This window comes from Haladaptatus halobius, assembly GCF_020618475.1.
In the GTDB taxonomy this organism is placed as follows: Archaea; Halobacteriota; Halobacteria; order Halobacteriales; family Haladaptataceae; genus Haladaptatus; species Haladaptatus halobius.
Window position 1 is genome coordinate 264,143 of record NZ_CP085339.1, and the last position, 22,813, is coordinate 286,955.

20 protein-coding genes are annotated in these 22,813 nt (G+C 50.7%); 8 read left to right on the top strand and 12 right to left on the bottom strand.

Annotated elements, in window-relative coordinates:
- Window positions 1-217 precede the first annotated feature (217 nt).
- Together LIW51_RS31690 and LIW51_RS39630 are read right to left on the bottom strand one after the other, a co-directional pair.
- Window positions 218-1,141, bottom strand: coding sequence for a formate/nitrite transporter family protein (locus LIW51_RS31690; RefSeq protein WP_227380027.1), 924 nt, complete (start codon window positions 1,139-1,141; stop codon window positions 218-220).
- 87 nt (window positions 1,142-1,228) lie between these two features.
- Window positions 1,229-1,408, bottom strand: a complete 180-nt coding sequence (locus tag LIW51_RS39630; RefSeq protein ID WP_368411901.1) for a HalOD1 output domain-containing protein — start codon at window positions 1,406-1,408, stop codon at window positions 1,229-1,231.
- Between the two features lie 483 nt (window positions 1,409-1,891).
- Between LIW51_RS39630 and LIW51_RS31700 the strand changes: the two genes are divergently transcribed.
- Window positions 1,892-2,764, top strand: a complete 873-nt coding sequence (locus tag LIW51_RS31700; protein ID WP_227380028.1) for a DegT/DnrJ/EryC1/StrS family aminotransferase — start codon at window positions 1,892-1,894, stop codon at window positions 2,762-2,764.
- 1,335 nt (window positions 2,765-4,099) lie between these two features.
- Here the strand turns inward: LIW51_RS31700 and LIW51_RS31705 are convergent.
- On the bottom strand, window positions 4,100-4,438 hold the full coding sequence (locus tag LIW51_RS31705) for a hypothetical protein (RefSeq protein ID WP_227380029.1): 339 nt from the start codon (window positions 4,436-4,438) through the stop codon (window positions 4,100-4,102).
- Window positions 4,439-4,584: 146 nt separating this feature from the next.
- Between LIW51_RS31705 and LIW51_RS31710 the strand changes: the two genes are divergently transcribed.
- Window positions 4,585-5,085 carry a divalent metal cation transporter gene (locus LIW51_RS31710; protein ID WP_227380030.1) on the top strand — a complete coding sequence of 167 codons (501 nt, stop codon included), beginning with the start codon at window positions 4,585-4,587 and terminating at the stop codon, window positions 5,083-5,085.
- On the opposite strand, the gene LIW51_RS31715 is transcribed toward LIW51_RS31710, so the two are convergent.
- Both LIW51_RS31715 and LIW51_RS31720 read right to left on the bottom strand, forming a co-directional pair.
- A complete protein-coding gene (locus LIW51_RS31715; RefSeq protein ID WP_227380031.1) occupies window positions 5,082-5,861 on the bottom strand; it encodes a sulfite exporter TauE/SafE family protein in 780 nt (259 codons plus the stop codon). The genes LIW51_RS31710 and LIW51_RS31715 overlap by 4 nt on opposite strands.
- 259 nt (window positions 5,862-6,120) lie before the next feature.
- The gene (locus LIW51_RS31720) at window positions 6,121-6,573 is read right to left on the bottom strand and encodes a universal stress protein (protein WP_227380032.1); all 453 of its coding nucleotides are present in this window, start codon (window positions 6,571-6,573) and stop codon (window positions 6,121-6,123) included.
- Between the two features lie 836 nt (window positions 6,574-7,409).
- Here LIW51_RS31720 and LIW51_RS31725 point away from each other — a divergent pair.
- Entirely contained in the window at window positions 7,410-8,621 is a 1,212-nt protein-coding gene (locus LIW51_RS31725) for an NRAMP family divalent metal transporter (RefSeq protein WP_227380033.1), read from the top strand.
- A 635-nt stretch (window positions 8,622-9,256) separates the two neighbouring features.
- Here LIW51_RS31725 and LIW51_RS31730 read toward each other — a convergent pair.
- The gene (locus LIW51_RS31730; RefSeq protein WP_227380034.1) at window positions 9,257-9,550 is read right to left on the bottom strand and encodes a HalOD1 output domain-containing protein; all 294 of its coding nucleotides are present in this window, start codon (window positions 9,548-9,550) and stop codon (window positions 9,257-9,259) included.
- A gap of 239 nt (window positions 9,551-9,789) precedes the next feature.
- On the opposite strand from LIW51_RS31730, the gene LIW51_RS31735 reads away from it, so the two are divergent.
- Window positions 9,790-10,215 (top strand): CBS domain-containing protein, encoded by a 426-nt coding sequence (locus LIW51_RS31735; RefSeq protein WP_227380035.1) that lies wholly within the window; start codon window positions 9,790-9,792, stop codon window positions 10,213-10,215.
- Between the two features lie 306 nt (window positions 10,216-10,521).
- On the opposite strand, the gene LIW51_RS31740 is transcribed toward LIW51_RS31735, so the two are convergent.
- The 6 genes from LIW51_RS31740 to LIW51_RS31760 all read right to left on the bottom strand — a co-directional run bounded on the left by LIW51_RS31740 (window position 10,522) and on the right by LIW51_RS31760 (window position 16,477).
- Window positions 10,522-10,671, bottom strand: a complete 150-nt coding sequence (locus tag LIW51_RS31740; RefSeq protein ID WP_227380036.1) for a rubrerythrin-like domain-containing protein — start codon at window positions 10,669-10,671, stop codon at window positions 10,522-10,524.
- Between the two features lie 158 nt (window positions 10,672-10,829).
- A complete protein-coding gene (locus tag LIW51_RS40170; protein WP_438267481.1) occupies window positions 10,830-11,024 on the bottom strand; it encodes a DUF7563 family protein in 195 nt (64 codons plus the stop codon).
- An 18-nt stretch (window positions 11,025-11,042) separates the two neighbouring features.
- Entirely contained in the window at window positions 11,043-11,243 is a 201-nt protein-coding gene (locus tag LIW51_RS31745) for a DUF7835 family putative zinc beta-ribbon protein (RefSeq protein ID WP_227380037.1), read from the bottom strand.
- Window positions 11,244-11,495: 252 nt separating this feature from the next.
- Window positions 11,496-11,780 carry a HalOD1 output domain-containing protein gene (locus LIW51_RS31750; RefSeq protein ID WP_227380038.1) on the bottom strand — a complete coding sequence of 95 codons (285 nt, stop codon included), beginning with the start codon at window positions 11,778-11,780 and terminating at the stop codon, window positions 11,496-11,498.
- Window positions 11,781-12,413: 633 nt separating this feature from the next.
- On the bottom strand, window positions 12,414-14,966 hold the full coding sequence (locus LIW51_RS31755; RefSeq protein WP_227380039.1) for an alkaline phosphatase D family protein: 2,553 nt from the start codon (window positions 14,964-14,966) through the stop codon (window positions 12,414-12,416).
- A gap of 677 nt (window positions 14,967-15,643) precedes the next feature.
- On the bottom strand, window positions 15,644-16,477 hold the full coding sequence (locus tag LIW51_RS31760; protein ID WP_227380040.1) for an endonuclease/exonuclease/phosphatase family protein: 834 nt from the start codon (window positions 16,475-16,477) through the stop codon (window positions 15,644-15,646).
- Window positions 16,478-17,320: 843 nt separating this feature from the next.
- Between LIW51_RS31760 and LIW51_RS31765 the strand changes: the two genes are divergently transcribed.
- The 4 genes from LIW51_RS31765 (at window position 17,321) to LIW51_RS31780 (ending at window position 22,687) form a co-directional block, all read left to right on the top strand.
- Window positions 17,321-18,421, top strand: a complete 1,101-nt coding sequence (locus LIW51_RS31765; protein WP_227380041.1) for a metallophosphoesterase — start codon at window positions 17,321-17,323, stop codon at window positions 18,419-18,421.
- A gap of 210 nt (window positions 18,422-18,631) precedes the next feature.
- The gene (locus LIW51_RS31770; RefSeq protein WP_227380042.1) at window positions 18,632-19,585 is read left to right on the top strand and encodes a glycerophosphodiester phosphodiesterase; all 954 of its coding nucleotides are present in this window, start codon (window positions 18,632-18,634) and stop codon (window positions 19,583-19,585) included.
- Window positions 19,586-19,822: 237 nt separating this feature from the next.
- Window positions 19,823-20,251, top strand: coding sequence for a hypothetical protein (locus LIW51_RS31775; RefSeq protein WP_227380043.1), 429 nt, complete (start codon window positions 19,823-19,825; stop codon window positions 20,249-20,251).
- Between the two features lie 351 nt (window positions 20,252-20,602).
- Window positions 20,603-22,687, top strand: a complete 2,085-nt coding sequence (locus tag LIW51_RS31780) for an alkaline phosphatase PhoX (RefSeq protein WP_227380044.1) — start codon at window positions 20,603-20,605, stop codon at window positions 22,685-22,687.
- Window positions 22,688-22,813 lie beyond the last annotated feature (126 nt).

Sequence of the window (22,813 nt, forward strand, 5' to 3'; positions counted from 1 at the left end):
CGAATATGATTGCCCTTCTCAAATCGCTTCTCTGTGATCAAGTCTCGTCTCTGTCGTGGATTCCTGCAGCGATCTGCGTTCAACCACTTTATCGAATACAAGGCAAGTACAGACGCAGAGGTGGATATAATCGTCGAATCTTTCGGATTTTACCTGAATAACATCATTACAAAATAGAAGAACAATATTATGTATTTATTGGAGAATATAGTTTCGATCAGTCTTCGACTTCCGAGTTCCCTTCACTACTCGTCCCGAGAAACCATTCCCGAGTACCTAAGCGAGACCAGGATTCTTGCGTAGGCACATGTCGTTCTTGTGTCTGTCCGTAATTGACAAGCGTCACGAGGAAGACACCTCCGATTGTATTCCCAAGGAATACCGGAAGCCAAAATTCTGTAAATACGGCACTCAACGTCGCACCACCGATGAAAACATAATATAGTGCCTCACAGCCCGTTACTACAATGTGATACAGGTTCCCCGCACTAATCGTGTAAAATATAACGTAGATGAGTACAAAGCGGGTGATAGTGTCGCGCGCAGCATGATCGAGCCAGACGACACCAGCAACGAGCCATCCGGCGAAAACCGCTTTGTAAAATAATGCCCACCAGCCGACGCTAAGACCATGTTTGCCGAGGTTCGTAGCCATACGAGCAGTTTCCGGTTCGAGAACGTTGCCCTGTGCGAGGACAAACGCACCAAGTCCAGCACCGAGTATGTTACCGAGCAAAACGATACTCCAGATGCGGAGTAATTTGGGAATAGATGCAAGATGAGTTAATACCAATGCAACCGGGGGCAGTGTATTCTCTGTATATAGTTGGTATCGTCCTAGGATGATGTAGATAAACCCAATTGGATACAGAATTGCTGCCAGAAACTCGTTCGAAGACACTGCCGCACCGACTGCAGAGCCAAGAAACGTGAGTGTGATCGCAAAGCCAGCGGCTACCCCGCTGAGGAGAAGTTCTCGATCGGTTGCTTCTACTTCTTCGTCAGCGGAGGCGACGACACGCTGGAAAATTTCGTCAGTCGAAAACCGTTGTCGCACGGCTCTTCCAGCGGCAGGAGCCCCACTCTTAGCTTGATCAATACTCTTTCGAATATCCTCTTCAGACGGACTATCTGAACTCATTTACCTCTCCTTGCTACCTCGATAGCTACGGTAGCCTGCGTGGCGACGCTGCAGCGTAGTTGCGAGTAGTGCCTGTCTATTCAAATCTCACGGTGATTCCTCGGGTGGAGGTTCACCGTTGTTTTCAACATGAATGCGAACCTGGCCGTTGCCGTAGATGATATTCAGTAGATCGTCAGCACTGAACATGACTGTAACACGCTCGTCAGCGTGTGGGCGAAAGAGCTGATCAAGCCCATCTGGATCAATGTGATCTATAGGCGAAATTCCCCCTCTTGCAAATTCTTCCCCGTCTGACGATTAATCGCATTAAGGACGGTATCGCTAAGTGGGCGATTCTCCGTAGGTGAGTAGACTTCTGTATTGGTATGGTCGTTCATCGTCGTTCTTCAATGCAGACTCCCATGGTTGCCTCCCCTATTCTTTTTGCCACTCTCTCAAAAGCGCCAATCAGCGACGTCTCGTCCTTCTCAACGCGAAACCTTCACGTACTGGTTAACGGTGTTGTTTCTCATATCGACCGATTTCATCTGAGGAGAGGGGTCGTTGCCTACGTTCGCTAGTTTACTGTTCTGATGGCCATTGCGGCTAGAGCGTCGTTCGCACAGGGACTCCATTTACTTGCGTCCGCTCAATTGCAGTACCTCTTTCGCGATGACGATGTGGAAAATATCACACTCTGAATGGCCGAGAACAGTATTCCTTCAGGCAAACTTTTTTTATCGATTATCGTTGCACTCGGTAGCTCGGATGATTCCCCTCGCGGCTCCAACACTCGGCGATGTCGAACTCGATCACATTGCGACTGTTTTCGAACGCGGCCAGCTCACGCGTGGACCTGAAGTTGATGCCTTCGAAACAGACTTCGCCACCTTCTGTGATTCAAACTACGCGATTGCAACCGCCAACGGAACGACTGCATTGCACACTGCCTTCCACGCACTTGTGCTCGGAGAGAGGGATCGGATCGCAACGGCACCGTTTTCGTTCATTGCAAGTGCGAACGCAATTCGATGGTGTGGAGCCACCCCGACGTTCGTCGACATCAGGGCTGATACCTACAACCTCGATTGCCACGCGCTCGAACAGCGTCTCCGTGATGGTGAACAGATCGATGGGGTGCTCGCTGTCCATGCGTTTGGACTTCCTTGTGAAATGGAGCATCTGCACGAGTTGGCTGATGAGTTCAACTTTCTGATTGTCGAAGACGCTGCTCAAGCCCACGACGCTCAGTACAATGGTGTGCCAGTGGGATCACTTGGTGACCATCAAGAACGTCTTCCTCGATTGCTTCGATGTCATCAAGTAAGGTATAGTATTATTGACGAACCAGTGAGATCGGCGGGGGTACGTGTATCGCCATCAGAGCAACAGGCCCAAAATACCCAGATTACGCAAATTATGGGCGAACTTTCCGATCTTCGAACAGCACTGATTCAGTTACTCGCAAAATACGAGCATGACATAGCTGATCCTGATGTGGCTGATCTCCGGCTCTACATTGATTCGCTTCGCCCGATCATTAATGATGCTGACACTGACGTCGCCGCGTTTTTACAGCCGATCCAGCAAACTGTGAGCGCTGTGGGTGCAGTCGGCTACTATTTTCTCCCAGGTGATTGAAATGCGCCAGGGATCCGCGAGCTCAAAGCAGACTTTGATGCCGTAATCGAACTCCGCATTGGCACATCCGGCCCTGAACAACGGTGGAATCTTCGCCACACTGGATATACAACGCGGTGGTTCTCACTTGACTAATAAATTATTTCCACTTATCAATATTAAGGATTTAATACTCGACCACAGATCCAGGTATCAGTAGTACTGCCAGCGGGAATCGAGACAGCAGAACACGGCTAGCGATCGATATCCGTTTTGAGGACGTGTGCTAGTTCCTGCATTGCCGCTTGGTCATACTGGGTCAAATCATACCGATTACTGTTATTTCGCTCGCTATACACACCGAGAATGCCGAATTGGACGAGCAGGAGAGGATATTCCCGAGCATACGCCGATCGAGCGCTGGCTCGTCGAGTGTCTCATAGAGTTGACTCACACACGGATAGTTGCGCTGGCATACTTCGAGTGCCTGCTGAGCCTCCTGATGATACGTTGAGAGTAGCCCGTATTGCGTTGGCTGTGTCTCACGAAGGGCCTGGATGTGCGTAATGAGAGTCTCTGGCATGGCTTCCTGATACTATTTACCAGCTCTGTTTTCGCTTTTTTGTCTGTACAGGTGATAATAAACTAGTGTAGAAATGGTCATAAAATAGTGAGGGAGAGGAACCCATATTCATGTATGCATCGTCGAAAAAGAGGACTGCTGCCAGTCAGTCACTCGTCGGTAATCAAGCTGTGTCGAGTTCGATCAGCGTAGTCATCGTAACTGTCGTTCTAGACGGAGAGGCTCTCAGAGATGCCGGACATCACCGCAGTCAGTGCAGATGAGACGGCCTTGGTCTTCGAGAAGGACACCGCCACAACGGCTTCATTTCCCACAGAGATTTGGCCCGTCAGTTCTTTCGACTGTTGTCTTGAGTGCCTATTCTAAGTGGTCGATTTGGGCTTGCTGAGCTTTCACTTGCTGTTTGAGGAGATAAATCTGGGCAAAGAGCCAGAGATGGCCCTCATTACCAAGTAAGGTGACCATGTTGACCGATTGTTTCCCCATCATCTCCATAAAGAGTTAGATATCTAACTATTAATAAGCACTCGCCAACTGGTCATCGATTTCGCGTCTGATCACCAGCACATTATTCACTCTGTTGAATACAGCTATGAACGATCGGCCTCGGCTGTCTAAAGGGTGTTGAGGTCGAGTATTGTTACTTGAAAAACCGGATAGATATCACAAATTGTTAATCGATATTTTTACCTGTAAGTTAAGCTTGTAAACCATAGAATTTTGGCTGGGTATTCGGTACTATAGTCCTGCCGGTGCTCTCTTATTCACTCGACTTAGTCACCGATGTCTGCGTTGAATTCATCTTGGGAGAGATCCTCAAGGAGATTCTGCACGTCTTGTTTGGTCTCATCGTCAATATCATCGATTGCTTCAACACTATGGGCTCCACCGTGAGCAGTCTGCAATGCATTTTCGTTGAGGGCACCGTCTGGGCTCACGACCGGCAGCTTGAGATCGGTAAAATTATCCGGCGGAAAGCCTGTCGATGAGAGGATAAAGTGGTTATCGATGTCAGAAAGGTCATTCGTCTCGAAATCCTCCTCTTGTGGGGAGTCCCATTCTTCTGTCGTTGTCCCTGAGTACTCGGGTTCGTGTATGTCATACTCTGTCATGGTCCATCCACATACTAAATCCGCTAGCTATTTGTACTAAATGGCCATTCGGACGCTGTTTCGGTTTCTAAGAGAAAAATATTCAAGCAGTAGATTTTTATAAATATATTCTGAACCTCAGTTATCCCAATTTAGAACTGATTTCCATGAGTATCAAGAGTAAGAGCCTATTGTCTTCTCTGCTGATACAGCAAATCAAGCAACTCCTCAAGTCGTACGGACTCGGCCTTCTGTTTACCGCCAACGTCGTCGGAGCGGAATCGATATACATCCTAGGCAATACAGGCACGAAATTCGGGTACTGGCTGTTGTGGACGATGCCGCTCAGTCTGCTGCTCGGTATGGGCATGCACGAGATGTCCGGCCGGCTCGCAATCATCAATCAGCCACTAATGGAGTACATCCGGGATACCGTCGGCGAACTGCCGGCGAAGCTGTTAGCGTACGTTATCGCTTTCATTATGTACTTCTGGGCGATCTTAAACTTCGCCATGTGCGGCGCAGCATTGGTCTGGCTGACACTGCTGGAGAACCTCCATGTGGGTGTCGTTCTCGTCGCTGGTATCGGCGTTGCGATAGTCGATGTTCAAATGCTCGCCAAACGAATTACTATAAAACATACGGTGAATAGAACAGGAAGTACCTAGAGCGCAAGATAAGGGCCAACAGAGAGAAGGATAAGACCTAATGCAATCTTTAATTTGGCTGGATCGACAAGATGGGCAACCTTCCAACCGACAATAACACCCACGAGTAGCGGGATTCCGACTAGAACAGCAAGTGGGAGTGAAATATCTCCTTGTAGAAAATACCCTGTGGCTGCAAATACTGCAATGAAGATTGATTGTACCTGAGCGACAGCAACAGCCAGCAATATCGGAACACCAATCAGGAGTAACGTCGGCACTGCAAGCACTGGACCACCAATACCCAACAAACCGCTACAAATACCGAGAACGAACCCCAATATGCCAAGTATAATCTGTCCCTTTCGCGTCATTGCTTCAAGCATGTATAGCGGATTGAATCCACGCCGTTCGCGATAGAGAATGATTCCACCAATAGTCATTGCGACCCCACCAAGCAATAGTCCGAAAACCGGCCTCGGTACGTAGGTGTTCAGATAGGCTCCCATTAGTGCACCAGCGATACTTGTTACACTAAGTATGGTTGCTATTGCACGACTTGCTCCCGTCTCCATCTCACCAGAGTATAGATAGGCAGCACTTCCAACGATACCCGTCGCGATGAAGGTTGCATGCGCGGTTCCGGCAACTTCAGCTGAAGAGATCGGTGTAAGTGAATAGAGCGCGATCGTCACGAAAATTCCGCCAGGGCCAATCGTCGTAATACCAATCCCAGAGAGAAATGCGATCACCACGAGTAATACCATAAGTGTGTATCCGAATGGAAGACTTAGCATGATCACGTGTCTATTTTTATCGCTATTTGAGTGTATTCTGATTACAATGATTCATGGATCATTTCTACGAGCGATTTAGCAGTAAAGAGTGAGGCAACGAGCATAAGATATACGGTTGAGAGGAAGAATGATTTCTCCGCCAGGACCGAATCGAAGTATCTCATCATAGCTCAACTCACCGAAGGAATAATTCGAGAAAATTCTATGATATGACTTGACGGAATGAGCTAAACTTGATAAAAAGTAGCATCTGGTAAACTCACCGGACGACAGTCACCGGGACCGGAGAGCGTCGAACAACTACCTCGGCGACGCTACCAAGGAGAATCCGAGTTACACCTGACCGTCCGTGGCTCCCCATGACAATATGGTCGACATCCTCAGTTTGAGCGTACTCTACGATGACTTTCGATGGCGCACCTACTCTAGTTGCAGTTTGTATGGTAATACCGTGCTCTTCAGAGAACTCTTCTGCTGCTTCTAACTGATCCTTCACCTCCGCTCTGACTCCTTCTGCCTCTTCCTCGGTAAATAGCTCTCCAAGAGCTTCTGGGGTATGATGTACGTCGGATAAATCGACGACTGTCAACACCGTAATTTCCGCGTCGGAAAACAGTTCAAAAGCGTATTCTAGCGCTTCGCGTGCTGGCTCTGAATTATCAAAAGGGACGAGTATCTGTAGTGGCATAGTGCATACTATGACCCCTGTCATTATTAAATCGCATCTATTTACCCGAGTCAATTTCGTTACTACTTCGTAGGAGACACTCAAGTGATACGTTATGGATAGTGAAGGACCAATAGTATCTACAGCGACGCAAAGTAACGGGATTACTCCCTGATTCGAAGGATTTGCCGCTGAACTCAAAATCGATACTCACGGCAGACTCCAGGCAACTTGTTTGATCCGCTTCCAGCCAGTGAGAGTATATCGACTGCAACTACCCTCGTGATCGTTCAATCTGATCCCCAGTACATGCAATTTCCTCGTCCAAGGTACAAGTCCTCCGAAAAGGTATAATACTTTTTGTACAATGGTGATAAGCTGATTTCCTCGACGAGCGTGTCAATCTACTATCGAAGAAACATGAACGGGACAGTCAACGCGGCAACTAAATAGAAATTCGGAGCATTCGTACGGTCACGCATCTGGTGGAAGCAGTTCCGCGAACTCGTCATCAAGTGCATCGTTCACAACGTGGAACGAGGCCTCGCTATTTCATACGGTGAATGCAACTTTCTATAATTCTGAGAGGTACGGGCTGCTGAATACATCCTCTGTATTCAACAGTCGCCCCCGAGATGCGAGATTTCGCCGACGCGAACGAAACGGGCGCGTCCCGACGCGGCTCGGACCCTGACGGAGTGCGCGCAGTCGATCCAGGTCACCAGCGTCGAAACCCGGTGACACCTGTTTCTCAGACCGTAGATACTCTCTGACCTTTAGTAGGATGCGCTTGCAGCCAATGTTATTTTATCAGTACCAGGAGTGGGTTTCATCCTGGGCTGATTTCAATGAGCATGAGAAGTCACTCTCTGTTTTCGTCAATGCCCGTGAAGAAGGTAAAAGAGCTGCTCGAGACGTACGGACTCGGCCTCCTGTTCACCGCGAACGTGTTCGGAGCGGGGTCAGTGTACATCCTGAGCAACACGGGGGCGAAGTTCGGCTACGCGCTGCTCTGGACGATGCCGCTCAGTCTGCTACTCGGCCTCGGGATGCACGAGATGTCGGGGCGACTCGCGACCATCAACCAGCCGCTGATGGAGTACATCCGGGACACGGTCGGCGCCTCAAGGGCGAAACCGTTGGCGTACTTCCTCGCATTCATCATGCACTTCTGGGCGATCTCGAACTATACTATCACCGGCGCAGCACTGGTCTGGCTGACCCCGCTGAACAACCTGTATGTCGGGGTCATTCTCGGCGCCGGTATCGGCATCTCGCTGGTCGAACTTCGGCTGTACAACCGCGTCGAAGCGGCCATCGCGGCGTTCATCCTCACGGTCTTCAGCATCTACATCGTCATCGCCGCCGGACTGACGCCGCCCGTCCAGAAGGTGGCTCTCGGGTTCGTCCCGGCGATACAGGCGAACTACGGCTATCTGGTTATGGTCATGGCGCTGCTCGGGACCACGGTGTACTATCCGAACTTCTTCATCCAGTCGAGTATCAGCGAATCGAAAGGCTTCTCGGAGATGCGCCGGTATCGGAGAGATCACTTCGTCGGCCTCTGCTTCGTCGTCTTGCTCAGTACGGCCGTGCTGGTGGTCGCAGCGATGACGCTCAAGCCACATACCCCCACTCTCGCGAGTCCCGCGAATCCGTTGCATTCGAAGCTCGGCAGTTGGGCACCCACTGTCTTCGTCGTGGCCGTCTTCCTGGCGTCGATCTCGTCCGCGACGGGGACCCTGTTCGCCGCGGGCTACATAGTCCCGCAGTCGCGGGGCCGTAAGCCGGCGTTCGGTAACCGGTCGTTCCGTCGGGTCGTCGAACTACTCATCGTCATGTCCGTCGGCTTCATCGTCCTACTGATCGAGACGACCGGCGCGAACCCGGTCGAGCTGGGAATACTCATGCCGGCGATCAACGGCGTCATCGGCCTCCCCATCACAGTTGTCGCGCTCTACATGGCCAACGAGCGATTCTTCGATCACCCGCGATGGCTGCGTGTCGGCCTCGGTATCGCCGTGGTGGTGACGATCATTCTGGCGCTGGTCAGCGCCGTGGATCTGGTGAACACAATCTCCAAGTGGTTCTGAACCCGATCGATCGTCGTACGGCAGCCGAAGGCCGGCGTCGCACGGCAGGCGATTGTGAGTAACACTCGACAATAATAGCTGGGAGACAACTACCCATGTAGCTGCGTACACAAGTAATAACTAAGGGTGAGTCACGCGATGAAAGAACTGCCTTGAGCCTGTGGGCGTGAAGCGGGTTCGAGGGGTGCGGTGGACGCGTGGCGGTGCCGAGAGGGCTGGTGGTGGGCTGGCTTCCCGTCACTATGACCACACCCTCTCCACGAAAGTTCTCGTTCCATGCGTCCTTCGGAATCCGATACTGCTTCGTGTTCACTTTTCTCGTGAACGATATTTTGTGTAGATCAACGATCTGAGGCGCTGGAGAGAGCAAGGGAGGAATTTCTTAGAGATGTATCATATCTGTTTACGAAGGCGGCGGCGCAGCGAGGGTGAGAAAACAGAGCCGGACGCGGTCAAGACGAGGTCGAAGATCTCAATACCCACATGATCGAAGTAAATGGGTCGGTGTTCGTCTATGGTAATTCCTCCAGTGCGGTTCTCGCGCTGGAGGCAGCGGCTCGCAGACTCGATAGTGAGATCTGCAATGGCTCTAGAAGCGCTTGGGGGTAAGTACCAGGAATTGTTTGTGATAGGCGTTACGCGATTTTTCGGAATGTCGCCATTCCATCTTGATGGATCGTAATCCGGTACCCCTCATACGTAAACTCAATTTGTGCTTGTGCAGCCTCCGGCGGTGGACTCGAAAAGAGGTTACTGACAAAGTGATCAATTGCATCATACACTGGCGTCAATTCAGATGTGTTCTTCCCTTCAAGCTCTGCCACTACTTCCGCAACAGTGACTTGTGGATCACCGTCATCAGCCGAAGCTACCTCGGTATGGAAAACCGTTTGCTCGGAATTCTGGTGGACGTTTTTGGTCTCGGCCATATCATCGCTTATTGCGCGTGATCGTCGTAAACGAATTGGCTGCAAGACTAACAAGTAACAAAGTGATTGGATCGGTGAAACTGGTAGATGTCGACTTTTTGTCATGAACTAAACAGCAGCTAACGGGAGAACAGATATGGTTCACCAGTCACTGCCTCTGTGGGTGAGAGTCTAGAGGAGTGATTCCACTTCTGCCAGTATCTTGAATACCAGTGCCATCACTAGTTTTAACCAGAACCATGCCTGTTGGTGATCTTGGCCCGACCGACGTCGTCACGGCAGACCGCGATACTCCACTCGGTGATATCGCTGAAACACTCGACTCTGAAAATGTTGGGGCAGTCGTCATCACTGACGATGAGACACCAGTCGGAATTGTTACCGACCGTGATCTCGCCATCGCAATCACTACGAGCGATGATGTCACTTCGCTCACCGCGGAAGACGTAATGACAGAGGATCCAGTCACACTGCGCGAAGACGCAGAAGCCATGGAACTTTCGCGCACGATTGGTGACCATAACGTCCGCCGAATCCTGGTCGTCGATGAGGACGACAACCTCACCGGCATCGTGACACTCGATGATCTCATCGCCACAATTGGCGAACAACTCGATAATATCGCGGATACAATCGAAGTGCAGTCGCCAGACTACAGCCCGTAGGACGCAGAGGATGCGCTATACGAGAAATGCCACTTCTTCATCTATTTTTGGTAGTGAATCCGTTTGCCGAGGAGACCTCTTCCAGGACAATAGTAACGATGTAGGCAGTTTCGAACAAGACGACGTGCTCCCGGCAATATTGTCCCAGCCATTTTGATGGCTGCTTAGCAAACCGAGCCGGAATAGGTCATGTACATCTGTTTGAGTACTCTCTCTGGAGTAATTGCACATCTACGTGGTCGTCTGGCGTGTACTGTTCATACTGTTGAGCTCGGTGTTTAGTCTCGTTTACTGTGAATGAACGAGCTATTTTTCGCGTGGGAGGCTGATATTTTGCATTTGTCCTCCACAGTTTGGGCACCCACCGGGCTGGTCATCAGCTTCAACACGGTGACCACAGTCTTGGCGTTCATGCGTATAGGGCGGCTCCTCATCAACAGGATCGCACTCAGTCATAGTGGTATGTATACATGCAATATTCTACAGTTTTAGCCTCTTCATGTTTTGCAAATCAGCATTAATGTCATTCAAGCAGTACTTATATCATTTAAGAACCACGTTTCGGTGACCAATATTCACGAGAATAGAATGGTACCTAGAAAGGCGATTTTCGCCTATTCGCGTTGTGGGTCGCTGGCATGGCCAGCTTTTACGTCAGTTTTGCTCATACAATTCAAACAGCCGTGGACAGTGTTTTGATTATCGCCGAAGACCCGTGCGAAATCTCGAGTGATGAAGCTCCCGCAGTTCTGACACCCGGTATCAACGATTCGTGACTCCATCCCTCTTTGTGAAGTGGTCTTTGCCATGGGTCAACACCTCCTATGTTACATATCATTCATCCGCTGTTTACTTGTGGCCGCACACTGCTGGCACTCTGTAATCCGATAGGGTTCCCGCGAAAAAGCTGCATTTTGGCTCTCCTCACTCTCAGTGATGAGCTCGATCATCACTTGGTGTGGCGTCATCGCAGCACAGTTGTCACATTGTTCTACGAGTTGGCTGTCAGCGGATCTCTTTGCTCCCATAGGTTTGTGGTTTCTCCGTCTGGGGTGGTTTCAGCGCAGCACTGACATCAGGTGGTTGTCTCTGTCTTGTTCACTCTAGACACATGTTAACATATGAGTAGGGAATATCTCTACCTATGGGCTGAATATGCAGGCTCATTAACCGCCAGTAAATGATTATATTTTTATGCGGATCACAGAGCGTAGATTGAGAAACCGTTGGCAACACGTCTCAAGTGGTAGACATTCGGCAAAGAGGTGGAGTGACGTCACCTATCCATCTGTGGTTTGAGAGGCAACTTTGATTTTCACGGTTCCATCGCCCCAGAGTGTGACTAACACGTCATCGGTATCGAACGCGACAGTCGTGTTGGCAGTGGCGTCTTTGCGAAAGAGATTATTGAGCGCATCTGTGTTGATATCTTTATAGAGCTGGAACTCTGCCTCAGTTACCTCCGTGTCTTTCAGATCTGCGACCGTCTCTACAATCGCGGTACTCAGCTCTCGATCGTCGTCTGGATGATACAGCTCGCTCTCTTGGTTACTCTTTGTGACCATACGCTACCAGCACACACGCCATCTGAATAACCGTTATGGGTGTTACCTCAGACCGCTATTCAACTAACGTATGACGCACACTACTCGTTCATCTCCTTCTCTATGACACTGCTTAATTAAGGCTCAGAAGAACAGAATCTTCTATCCAACCTCATTTCGTCCTCATTGATCGATTCTCGTTCTTGGCTGCTCCTGGGCTACTTCCGAGTACAAGCGATCCGATTCCGAGGAACGAAAGATATGATCGACGGCTTGTTCGTGAGTTGCTTGGTACATCAACTTGGTTCCGGTCGTCGGAATTATTCATTACAGTAGCACCTATCCAAGATATTAAAATAAAATTTGGAATACAACAGATAAACGTTGACAAAGATAGAAATATGGGCCCGTATTCAACGCATATTCCAAATATGACTGAAAATAGTGCTATCTCTTCACCTCAACAATCACTGCCAAAAGGCAAGGGATCATCACGAATTTCTTCGAGTACTCGCTGGGAAATTTGATGGATGTCACCCGTCGGCTCGATCGCATAATCGTTTTCTTTCCGAGCCCACTCGTTCTCGAGCGGGTACCAGTCAATCTCATAAGATTTTAGACCATTACAAAAATCGAATATTCAGAAGAAATAGTTCAGTATTTATTTGATAGTTCTGCTATTTTCTCTGCGGAGAGAGACGTACTATAGATAGACGTAGCGTCGATGTGACCACCAAAGTAGTTCCCAGTGGTATCCCACACGTCCTGCGATGAACTCCCACCGGAGCGACCGATTTCACCTTCATCACCGTGATCTGAAACGCTCTCGAAGCCGACATCCGCTTTCGACGCCACTTCACTCCCGTCGACGTAGAGTGTAAGCGAACCTGTCTCAAATACCACTGCAACGTGTACCCAGTCCGTCCGAGTGAACGGGCTGCCAATGGTGCTGAGATTCCCGTTGTCTATCACCCCAGCTTCCAATGTATCGTCTTTGATGCGCAGCCCCAAGCCGTTCGCGCTTCCGCCTTCATCGTAGACACTTTGTGTTCCCGTCGTCGAATCAGGCTTCACCCACATCGAGACCGTTCGTTCGGAGAACGCATCATGGAGAAAATCGCTACTAGAGGTTCGAATATAATCGTCATTGCCGTCCAATTGCAGCGAATACTTGCCTTCGACAGCGACTTGATTGTTGTAGCCAGCGCCGTTTTTAAGCGAGAAGGTATGATTGTAGCTTGAACTGTCCTCGTTACTATTCTCGAACTTCCAGTAGGCGATCTGCACCTCGCTCATCTGCTCCTGAAACACGTGTCGATAGCTTTCACTTCCGATCTTATATGTCGTCTCTAATTCGAGTTCCACGTCGCCATCAGGTGTTGAGTCAGGGGTTACATCCCAGCGAGTGGTGACTGACTCACCATTCGAGACTGCATCGAAGTGTGTAGGGGAACTGGCTGAGACCGACCACCCGTTGGGGAATCCCGAGACGTTGAGATCGATATCTTCCATCATGACCGTCTCCGCGTCTGAACCGCCTGGATTGGTGAACGAGGCGGTGATTTCGAATGATTCTGACGAGCCACTGGACGAATCATACGAATCAGGAGCAGTGAAATCAACCTCCGCTGTGGTCTGTTTTGCCCCTGGGTTTCCATCTTCGGTAACGAATGAGGCGATCGTACTCACAGACGCGTTCGGTTCTGTAACGGTTGAGACCACCCGGTAGTCAGTACGCCACTCCTCGGGCGTCAGCGTACACCGAACGTACCCACGGTTATTGTTGTAGAATTTCCGCCAGGGAGTATTTTCGCGGTCTCCATACGTCGTCGTGCCACTCGAATCGCCCCCTGAGGAAATCGAGGTTCCAACATATTCGGTTCCCACCGTCTTCGAGTCCGGATCCGAGAAGTCGGACTTGAGGTTATAGACGAAGCTCCGGTGGACGTCACCAGTAATGACAACCGGATTCAAGTCCGAATGCTTGGTCATGGAATCCAAGATAGTCTGCCGGTCGGCCCGATAGCCATCCCACTTGTCACCGCCGCCAAAGTCCACTTCATCGGAATCTGAGTTATTGTCCGTTGCTGCAAAGGGAACCTGATTTGCCAGAACGTTCCACCGGGAGCTCGAACTGTCGAATCCGTTGAGCAGCCATTGTTCTTGCTTATCGCCAAGAATCGTTCGCTTGGGGTCTTTTGCTTCCTCGGAAGAAGAGGTTTGATCGTCACGATACTGCCTCGTATCCAATACGTTGAACTCGGCAATATCGCCGAAAGTGAACCGACGATACAGGGGCATGTCTGGCCCGTCGGGCATCCGCGAGCGGCGAATCGGTTGGTGTTCCCAATACGCTTGATAGGCGGCGGCTCGTCGTTTGAGGAACTCTTCGGGTGGCGCGCCGTCGATCTCATCAGCGTAGTTGTTCTCAACTTCGTGGTCATCCCAGGTCAGGATCCAGGGGAACGCAGCATGAGCATCTTGGAGGTTTGGATCCGTCTTATGCTGGGCGTGTCGGATTCGGTAATCGGCCAGACTTTTACATTCGTGTTGCGGCTCATAACCCCGACCGAGGGACCCCTGTGCGTCTCCCTCATAGATGTAGTCGCCTAAGTGAAAGGCCACGTCGAGATCTTCCTCGGCGAGGTGCTTGTGAGAGGTGTAATATCCAGAGGGATAGTTCTGACAGGAAGCGAACGCGAAGTCGAACTCGTTCACGTTCATATCGGCTGTTGGTGCGGTTTTCGTCCGGCCAACCGGACTTTTTGCAGCACCAACCTGGAACTGGTAGTAATATTCCGTGTTGGGCTTGAGTCCCTCGGGTTCGACGTGGACAGAATGCGCATGTTCCGGACGTGCGTATGCCGTCCCGTCTTTGACAACCTGTTGCATGTTTTCGCGGGTGGCTACCTTCCAATTGACTGGTGTCTTTTTGTCCGGCATCCCACCATCAGCTTGGAGGGGCTTGCGTGCGAGACGCGTCCAAAGGACAACCGAGTCAGGGAGTGGGTCACCAGAGGCGACACCTAGTGTGAACGGATTGTCGTTCACGCTACCGGAGTCGGATTTTGCGGTGGTGAGTCCGATTGTTCCAAATGTGGTGAGTCCTGCGACGCCCGTGGCTGTTTGCAGAAATTCTCGCCGGTTGGAGGAAAGAAATGTAGTTTGTTTGCTATGCATTTTATTTTCGCTGTCAGAGTCTGCCATTTATCCAGATGAAAAGCCCAATTGCCGTCGCATGAATGCTTATAATATACGTCTATAGCGATACATCTAATACCGTAGCTCGAAAAATATGAATACACATACATAGTAGTAAGCGGTCTATATGTACCTCATTACCCATATCCTATCAATACAGTAATTGGAATAGATTTACCTAAGAGGATAGAATATGAAGTGCGTTTCTGTCCGAATTACAGAATTCTAAGAAATTGAATACCTAAATAGTAATTGACTATTTAGTCCATGTAGTACTGTACCCTCATTCTGGGTGAGTTCTTCCAACAAGTAGGCTGTAATCGGGGAGGCAAGAACAACGCCAACTAAGAAGAACCGCTCAGGGAGCTTTCACGCAGATTTTCGACTACCCTCTCGAGGGTATTGCACTTCCGCTTATAGCCTGAAGCAGAGGTTACAGCATTAGAAACTCCGTCTATGTCGATAATACTGTAACTAAGACGGGAGTCAAGATACCGAGAGCACATTCGAGAAATCACGCCCCACCTTCGCAATCGCGTCGTGCGCCCGGTCGATGCCGTGCTGCGTCAGAAAGCCGTGAATCATGGGCTGAAATTACGATACTGAACCGCCCCCCTCGCTGACTTGTAACTTGTTTTCAGTATCAAGAAATAAGGTAGTTTGAATTTAACGAGGTGGTACTGTTAGTTCTCTTCGTTGGGGCGGTGACGAGCAGGATACTCGAATTCAGTCACGACCGGGAGATGGTCAGATCGATAGTTCCCTTCTCGAAGGTTAAGTGTTCGGTACCACTCAATGGCAGCGGTATCCAAAGTGAAGATGTAGTCGATCCGATCCTTAATCACGTTCGTGAACCCGTGATAGGTTCCCCATGGCCCGTAGACCGTGTCGGTGTCTGCTTCTCTCCGCGGGTCGGACAAGGGGCTGTCAGTGGTACCGTTCGTCCCAGTCATAATCTGGTACGGGTTCCGACTTGGTTTGGAGTTGAAATCGCCAGTTATCACGACCTCCTCACCGTCTTCTGCATGCTTCCGTGCGCGCTTGGTAAGGAGCTTCGCTGACTCCACTCGAGCTGTTTCCCCGACGTGAGAAAAGTGCGTATTGCAGAACCAGACCCGCCGTCCAGTCTTGCGGTGACGCAGACTCGCCCATGTCGTCACACGCGGGAGATCGGCGTCCCACCCGACGCTTGGCTCGGCAGGTGTTTCCGAGAGCCAAAACGCGCCGGTCTCAACGGCGCGAAATAGGTCGGGGTGCCATGCAATGGGTACCATCTCACCTTTCCGGTCACCATCTTCTCGGCCAACACCGTACCACTCATACTCAGCGACTTCTTTTCGAAGGTCATCATACTGATTTGGTTGGGCCTCTTGCACGCCGAGAAGACCCGGCTTAATATCGGTGATTGTCTCAACGACACGACTCAACCGTTCGTCCCACGAATACTCATCGTCAGGGTTGTCATAGCGAATGTTAAACGAACACGCCCTGAGGCGGGTTGGGTGCGTATTGGACATAGATGAATCGTCGTTTCGGTTTGTGTTCTCTTGTTTGGTTGCGTCATCAGTTGCTGATCCAGTAGCTGTTCCAAATGCGACTCCAGTCGTAGTTACTCCTGTCCGTTGGAGGAACGTTCGCCGTGAGAAGTCCTCAAACATTGCATTCCGACCTTTCTCGGGCATCATTAAACCTGCTTATAATTCGTATAAATACACCTATTGTGTTTCACCAAGAGATTTCTAATCGTATCTATCGATTACTCCAGTGAATCACTCAATCAGTGACTTGAAAACACACAAACAATTTTAACAAACAAACTTGTGATAGAGTGGTATTCATAGAGGTATTTACGTAACGGAAAATGTATTATAAAGGATTCAAATGGCGGACGACATCCTTCAATTGCCCTTGGACGTGAGGGCAACCAGCCGAGAAGAAGCCAGGGTCACTAGGTTCGAGACCTGTTTCCACCGGCACGAAGCGTCCTGGTAGTATCAGCCCCGCCGTACTCAATGGTCAATTCATGGCTCGCCCTGAGGGAGCTCACTCCGCTCCCTTCACACTCCCTCGTTACCTCTTGTTGAATTAACGACATTCCCTTGTCCACTTCCGATAATCGTGTAAATTGTTTTCCCTTTGTCACTCGTTCATATCGATCTGTATCTCTTCACTTGGGTGCCGTTCCTTTTGAGGACAAAGGTGATGGTCACCAGAGTTCTCCCCGATAAGGTTTGCTCCAGTCTTTTTCAATGTACACGACTGAATCGATCTAGCATCGGATCCACATTCTAGAGATTATTATTTCATGTATATAGGAGAATTATAAGCATATTTTATAAGGGTGTCCTTTTGTAAAATCGATGTCAGAGACGTACACAGAGAGCGCCACAGAATCGGATCAGCGGAACGCACCGTCTACAACTCGACGCCAAACACTGGCGTTCCTCGGCGGCCTTGGCGGACTAGGGCTCACGGCAAGTCACCGATCTACAGCGCAGCGTGCGAGTGAAAGTGGCGAACCAACTGTTGACCCCGACACTGAGTTTAGCATTGCAATTTTCCCGGATACGCAGTACTACGCACAGCAGGATAATGGCATCTTCGAGCAGATGGGGCAGTGGGTCGCCGATAATAAGGAGCGGTACAATATCCAGATGTTCCTGCACGAAGGGGATATCGTGCAGAGCTACGGATCAGATAACGATTCCGAGTGGGATATTGCCCAAGATGCGATCGGCAGGATGGACGACGCGAATATCCCGACCGTGCTGTCGCTTGGGAACCATGATGCAGACAATATCCGAAATCCGGAAACGTTCCGCAATCGGTTTCCGACATCTCGCTACAAGAAAACCAATCAGAACAACGAGACGATTCTCGACTGGGGGACATTCGAGGGATATGCCGAAAATGCGTATTTCCTCCAAGAAATTCATGGGGAGCAATTTCTTTTCCTCACGCTGGAGTTCGCGCCACGTGATGCGTCGTTGAAGTGGGCCGGGCAACTTATGGAAGATTATTCCGAAGCGACTGCGATTCTCGTCACACATACCTATACATATCACGACGGCACCCGAACGGATGCGAACGACAATTTCGCCCCGAATTGGTACGAAGGTGGGGGCCTCCCTGAGGGCAGCAATTATAATAACGGAGAGCAGATGTGGCAATTTGAATTGCGGCACCACGAGAACTTAGCGAATGTACACTCTGGGCACCACATCACTGGCCCATACGTTGCACGAAAAACCGCCCGCGCAGAAGGCAATCGCACTACACAGATGTTCATGGACTACCAAACGATTGACAATGGTGGTGATGGGTGGTTCCGCCTCTTGACGGTAAACACCCAGACATACGGGGCAGAGATTAACACGTATTCACCGTATCTCGAGAAGTGGAGTGACAACGAAGAGGAGTCATTCGAATTTAATCTCTACCCGTCTAAGAAAGGTACATAAGGATCCGAATTCGATAGGAAGTTAGGCAATCGAGGTGCAGGATATTATTTCGCATGGTGTGATGAAGATTGGATAAAGTTGCCACTGGCGTCTCTTCCCTCGAGGCAATCATTCATCACTATGATCGATTATTTAGAAGGGCATAGATTCGTGAACGAATCTGTATTCCTATTATAAATTTACTTTTTGATGCCCTAACGGCTCCTTCCTATGGTGTCCGATCGACTCCAATCGCTGAACCGGCGCACGTTCGTAGGAGCCAGCGCAGCTGTTGCAAGTACGGCGATGACTGGTATTGGGACAGCTCACGAAGCAGACGACAAAGAGCAAGAGGATGATGACGAGAACGGCGATGATGACCTTACAGATATCGCCCACCGTGGCTACATGGGCCAGTATCCAGAAAATACACTTCTTGCGTTCGAAGAGGCGTCGCAAACCGCCGATATGATCGAACTCGACGTAATGACGTGCAAAGATGGCGACGTTGTCGTCTTCCACGACGAGAAGCTCAGCAGCCGTGATGGCGGAACTCGTGGACTCACCGATAAAGATGGCTACGTCTGGAAGATGTCTTGCGAGACAGTACACAACGCAGAAGTGCTTGACAGTGGGGAGACTATTCCGCTTCTCTCAGAGGCCTTGGAGACCATCCCTGACGATGTTGCTGTCAACATCGAGTTCAAGAACCCGGGCTCGACAGAAGTGAAATCCTCGACGAACCTTTCAGGAGACGAGCTGGAAAAAGGAAAAGACCGCTGGCGGTCGTTCACCGAGAAAATCCTCGATATCGCGGCGGAGTACGACAATGACATTCTCGTCTCATCGTTCTACGAAGCGGCCATCGCCACAGTCCGAGAAACAGATTCGAGCATCCCTGTAGGCTACCTGTTCTGGGATTCGATCGAACGCGGCCTCGACATCGCTCGTGAGTACGACTGTGAGGCAGTCCACCCCGCATACAATATGGTGAAAGGCTCACCCTTCTTCAACGACGACTACTACATCACCGATCCGGATTTTGCGGACATCGACCTCGTCGCGACGGCCCACGAGGAGGGGCGTGCAGTCAACGTCTACACCCTGGATACGTGGTATCAGACCAACGAACTCGTGGAGGCCGGTGTCGACGGTGTCATCGTCAACTACCCGAACCTGCTTTGAGTGCGTTATTGCCTTCGAATTTCAGCGAACTATCTCTTTTTGTGCGTATCAAGAGGTGCCAGGAAGATGAACAAGAGACCAGCAAGTAATTGATTGGAGGGAGTACGAGGTAGCTCTATATCCGTATATATTGAAATTACAAACGTTCAAATTACCGCCCGTCACTCACTACAATGTCGAGTATTCACATCAGTCGCCAGTTCTCTAGAGTAGTCAGATTACTCCACAACACGTGCTATGACAACAGCCAATCAAAGCAGTACGTTCGAAGCGGATGAATCGATTTTCAAGGGATATATACTGGATGTCCGGATTATTGAATCACGGTGTCCGGGTGAGGAAGGAACACGGTATCGGTTTGAAGCGCCTGGTCATACGGAGATTTACTTCGACGATCCAGATCTGGCGAAATTGTACACCGACATCTACTTCGACGTAAACGGGTTTGAGGAAGCCGGCACGGGTGACCGTGGCGTCCCGCCAGAGATAATTCAGGCGGGCCGAGATACACTGGCCGCATACTTTCTCACACAACCGTACACGGACATCAACTGGGTTGCGTCATATTACGGGAAGAATTCCACGAAAATCGAACGGTATGTGGCTGCAGTTCAAAAGCGTGCGCAAAAAGTCCGTGCCGGTGCGAAGGAACGCGGAATGGAATAGCTCTTCGATTTTTTCGAACGTTAAGTACCGTTGGAACTGTTGGCCACTTGTGTACCGAGACGATTAACCTGCGTCAATACGGGGCGGCGGTGCGCATGCTCTTCACGGCCGATTTATTCTGCATCTCAAATCGAGCCTAGTACGTGTAGATTGATAGAGATTGATTCTGAATCGACTAGCATTCGAACTATTTATTTCCAGCAGCTATAGCTGCTTTCTCGATCAATTTTCCAGTTATTAGTAGTATTAGAAAGACAGGTACATAGGAAGCAGTAACTCTTGGTTTGGGTATATAAACTCTGTACTTCTATTATAAATTTACATCATTCACGGGTAGAAATGCACGGCTGTATGGTGGAGTTTACTCGCCGCAAATTGATGGCAACGTCCGTGGCAGCCACATTGGGTGCAAGTGTCGCAGGTACAGGTGTCTCGGGGGGCAAAAGCAGCAATCCTCCTGAAGACAAGAACACGCCGCGAGCACCCTACGTGAAGGGAGAGCTCAAGCGATTTTCGTCAACTGCGTTCGGCGCAGAAGTCACGGGGCCATTCGTGTTCGCAGACGGAACCCCGCTTTACAGTCTCCAGCACCCGAGTCGGGACAATCCTGCACCATACAACAAGGCGGGAGTCGGATACTTCAAGGGATTCCAGTTCTCGATGGACGGGAACAATGGCGACTTCAGCGGGCTCTCGACGCCACAAACGAACGAGGAGAAAGAGAAGATTCGAAGTGCAGACGGCAAGTACGAATTCCTCGCTCACGAGGAAGACCGCATCAACGGCGGCACTGAACGCCTTGGCGTCGTCCAAACGCCAGATGGTAAAAACATCACTCAAGATAACTTCGCCGGCACTCAGTACGGGGACGCCGCGTCAAATCCGGACTGCAACCAGTTCATCCCAACGAACGACGACGGAACTGAAGGGTACTTATTCACGAACTGGGAGAACAGCCCCGGAAACGTTTCGCGAGTCCCGCTCAGGCAGACCGATGATGGTGAATGGAACGCGGATTTGGAGAATGCGATTAACCTCGCCAACACGGCACTGCTGCGCAAACTCGGTGGCACGCGAATCAATTGCTACGGTGATCGCACTCCATGGAACACGATGATCTCCTCCGAGGAGAACTATGCCCATCCGCGTGTCTCGCTCACCGCGACGGTGAGTGACATCGTCGACCAGGGGAGTGGAAAGGGACTCATCGGTGCGTGCCAGTTTTGGAACCGGCCCAACCCGACTGGGATTCAGGAGGCCATCAAGAAGTACTATGGCAGTGACTCCTGGGATGTTCAGGGCTACTGGGCACTGACGGGCCTCGAATTCCTCGCATACTACCTCGGTGCCGACCCCGTCGACCAATCGTCTGACAACAAGAGCAACACGACCACGCCGATTGGCGATGTCTTCCCGAATCCCTATCGATACGGTTATCAGGTCGATTTCCGTGAGCCAACTGCCAACCCACCGAAGCCGGTCAAGTACTACGTGATGGGACGAGCAGCTTGGGAAGCGCCGGACATCCAGAGTGACAAGCGAACGGTGTACGGTTGTTCGGACGGCGACAGCAAAGGTATCTACAAATTCGTCGCCGACGAGCCAATCGACAGTTACCGTGACCCTATGGACATCGCCGGGACGTTGTATGCACCGAAGGTGACCAACGAGGACGCCGCGAAGAAGAATCCACCCGCTAACGTCAATCTCGAGTTCGAGTGGCTGGAACTGGGCCACGCCACCAATCGCGAAGTCGAGAACTGGATCGCCACGTATGACGACATCACCCAAGCGGAGTATCTTGAAACCCACGCGGATACCGACTGGCAGGACGACCTCGCCGCGGCGCTCGAAGAAGCTGACAAGGAAGTCGTCGAGAACGGCAACCAGAACTATATTGCGAACCAGAAGATCATCACGTGGGCAGAGCAGTACGAACGTGAGGGCCCGGATGGCGTCGATGATGACCTCCGAAAGGTGCCGTTCCTTGAAACGCGTGCGGCCGCCAAAGAGATTGGCGCGACCATAGAGTTCAACAAGGCCGAAGGGGTCGACAGCATCGATGGCGCAGAACCCGGCGACTACGTCTACTTCGCCATCTCCGAACTTAACGATGACATGGCCACCGGCCAGGGCGACATTCAATTAGACCGTGTTGACGGCGGTGTTGTCTACCGCGCTGAACTCGAAGAGGACTACAACGTCTCGACGCTCGAACCCGTGATCGTCGGCCCGGACGCAAGTGATCCGGTCGCTGTCGCGGACGACGCGCTCATCAACATCGACAACGTCTACGTGATGGACGACGGTCGGGTCCTCTGCTGTGAGGACGCTGACAAGTTCGGACGGTCGTATAGCAACGACTGTCTGTACGTCTACGACCCTGCTGAGGATGCAGGTCGCAGTCGCGGACAGAACGAGACCGGCGGCTGCTGAGACACGCTCCGGTGCGGAAATTAAACGGCTAATCGCTCCTGTTTAACAGGGTTGTCCCTGGACTCTCGATTTTTCTCATCTCGTATTAAGTGGACAGGCATAATGGCGCAATTAGCCTCCAGATTA